Below are 1,916 nucleotides of genomic sequence, written 5' to 3' on the forward strand. Positions count from 1 at the left end.
AACGAGGACGGCTCACTGAGCTACACGACCTCCGTCAACGATGCGACGGTGGTCTTTGAGGGCTTCGAAGGCGTTTCGCTCATGAATGCGATGCACGAGGCGGGCCTCAACGATGTGTACGCCTCCGATCGCGCCACGCGATTCCTCTCGCGCATGGCCGCCTACGGCGACTACGGCGTGGGTTCCGTCGCACAGGCTTCCGAAATCGGCAACGAAGCGATGGCGCTCGCAGCGGCGGGCGGCGTCTACAACGTCGCGCTCGACGCTTCGAAGCTTATGAACCGCTCGATTGACGCGCGCATGTCGATGAAGAACGGCCTCGTTCGCGGCGAAGGCGCGACAGTCTGGGCCGATGTTCTCGCCACGACGAACGAAGCCGAGTCGCTTTACGGAGACGCCGGCTACGACGTCGATCTCTACGGCGGTGTTCTGGGCGCGGACGTGGGTCTCGGAAACGGCAAGGTGATCGGTGCAGCCTTGACGGTCGGTACCGGCGACGGCGGCTCGAAGGGCGCTGCGTTCGACATCGACAACGACGCGGACTTCGTGGGGCTTTCGGTCTACGGCAGCCATCGCCTAGGCGACTTCAACGGCAAGATCGACATCGGCTGGATGCACACGACGTCCGACCTTTCCGCGACCGCCTTCGGCATGAAGCTTGACGACGAAGTGAAGGCGGACGCCTGGACGGTCGGCATCGGCGGCGAGTATCTCTTCGAGATGGGGGCCGTCAACATTGTTCCGCATGTCGGCATCCGCTGGACGCGCCTTAATGTCGACGGCTATGAAGGTGCTTTCAGAACCGACGACGACACGATGAACATCTTCACGGCACCGATCGGCGTTGCCTTCTCGGGCAACATCGATGCCGGCAGCTGGAAGCTGGCGCCTGTCGTCGATCTTGCCGTCGTTCCGTCCTTCGGTGACGATGAAGCGACGAGCAAGGTTCGCTGGAGCAGCGTGAAGGAAACAATCAAGACGCAGGTTGTCGACGACGCGCCGTTCCAGGCTTCGCTCGGCATCGACGCGCAGAACGGCAATTGGACGATCGGGGCGTCGTATGACCTCGGCGTCGGCGGCGATGATCGTCTCGACAACGCGTTCACGCTCCGAGCTCGCTACCAGTGGTAAGCTCTTGAAGAGCGAAAAATCTGACGGTCTGAACGATCGACGGATTGAAACACTTAAAAGGGAAAGAGCGGCGTCCGGAGAAATCTAGGCGCCGCTTTTATTTGAGGGGACTTAAAAGGACAACTGGACGGCCTTTAGGAAAAAAAGACTTCCAAGACCTGCAGAAGTTTCGAGGTTCTTCAGTTAATAGTGGGCGGGGTCGAAAGTATGATGGTGTTGCATAAAATTTGCGGTAAAGTGCGGTAGCTTCCGCCTTCTATCTGAGGAGTTACATTCCTGCTAGTACTTGAGAAGCATTGTTAACGGTTGTAGTTAACCTTTATAGCTAAATCTAAGAGACGCTCTAAGCCTTCGCTATCAAACGGAATAAAATTCCAACCATCAATTGCTTGAATCTGCGTGTTGTATTTGTAAAGATAAAATCTTTCCATTAGGTGTGTAAAGTAGGAATAAAAAGATTCTCGAGACTCGATTTGATTATTTTCAGGAATCCAGTGATAGTTTTCAATTTCCCAATATACAAATGAATCGATAGTAATTCCACTCGGTGAGATGTAAACTGGCAAATAGTCACGAAGCAATCGAAGATATCTGCAAGTGTCAACAAGTAAACCTTTGGAAGAATCGTTTTTGTCTTTCATCCTATTTATTTCTAGTTTTGGATAAGAGGATCTCCATCTTCCACCATTGTTGGTATCTGCATAAACGTAAAAGTCTCTATTTTTTCTAAATGCAGGTAAAATTTCGAACTGTATTCCATCGGAGAAGTTAATTTGTATTACTTG

General features: G+C 52.8%; 2 protein-coding genes. One reads left to right on the forward strand and one right to left on the reverse strand.

Annotated elements, in window-relative coordinates:
- On the forward strand, positions 1 to 1,131 hold a 1,131-nt coding region (locus tag H6A60_RS11055; protein WP_205104586.1), incomplete at its 5' end, for an autotransporter outer membrane beta-barrel domain-containing protein.
- A 299-nt stretch (positions 1,132 to 1,430) separates the two neighbouring features.
- Here H6A60_RS11055 and H6A60_RS11060 read toward each other — a convergent pair.
- Positions 1,431 to 1,916, reverse strand: a 486-nt coding sequence (locus tag H6A60_RS11060) for an SMODS domain-containing nucleotidyltransferase (protein ID WP_439145083.1), incomplete at its 5' end; no start/stop codon positions are given.

Origin of the sequence: Sutterella massiliensis, from assembly GCF_016899755.1 — a bacterium.
GTDB classification, from domain to species: domain Bacteria; phylum Pseudomonadota; class Gammaproteobacteria; order Burkholderiales; family Burkholderiaceae_F; genus Sutterella; species Sutterella massiliensis.